This window comes from Psychrobacter sp. 1U2 (assembly GCF_051847575.1).
The window spans coordinates 1-829 of the sequence record NZ_JBPYDC010000798.1; the positions used below are offsets into that span (position 1 = coordinate 1).

Sequence of the window (829 nt, forward strand, 5' to 3'; positions counted from 1 at the left end):
AATAGCATCATCAAATAGTGATGCTAGCGTATCGATTTGGGCTTGTGACATAGGGATTTTAACTCAGTTAAATAAACAACAAAAAACAGTATAAAATAGGAGGGTGCGCGCAGTCGATAACTGCTTATTATAATAGCGCCCGACATTTGAAGGAATAAAATAATATAAAAAAATAAGTAACCTGTAAATATAACAATCTTTGCACTTTATTGCACTATTTGCACCGAAATTAGCGCTAAAATCTTATGCTTATACTAAAGCAGATCATCAATTGGTACATTTGTCTATTTAGTGGTCTTGTAATGGCTAAGTTAGCCTGATTGTTCAGCTTATATTATATTTAAGTGTGAAGCGTTAAGTAACCTTGACCAGTAGTATTGACGGAGCAGTCATGTCAATTGTAGCGTTCCTGTTGCCTCATCCATAGCGGTAGTTTATACCTATGTATTTCCGCGTTATAATAGCTGTTTATATTGTACCCTTCTATTTATTTGTCGTGCCTTCTATTTATCACCGCTCATATTATGAGTGGTAATACGCGTTCATTAGGTCGATTATTATAAAAAAAGCTATAAAATTTAGATATAAATAGAGGGCACATTACCACTTTATAGGATTATGCTCTGTTTGCTCTTGCCGCTAGTACCGTCACCAGTTGGGGGCTGTACGTATTCTTACCTATATTTATCGCATTCTTATTCTTTATTGTTTGGGACATCACTAAAAAGTCCGAAGCGGGCCGTGCAGGTACTTTTTGGATATTTTTAGCACTAGGAGCAGGTTTTATGGGCTTTGTGCTCAAAATTTTATTGGAAGTTGCCTTTGATAA

The 829-nt window shown here is 35.6% G+C and carries 1 protein-coding gene; it reads left to right on the forward strand.

The genetic code is table 11. The annotated features are described in order from the left end of the window. Nucleotides 1-623: 623 nt before the first annotated feature. Nucleotides 624-829, forward strand: a 206-nt coding sequence (locus ACS8FD_RS18800) for a DUF2788 domain-containing protein (RefSeq protein WP_439276969.1), incomplete at its 3' end; no start/stop codon positions are given.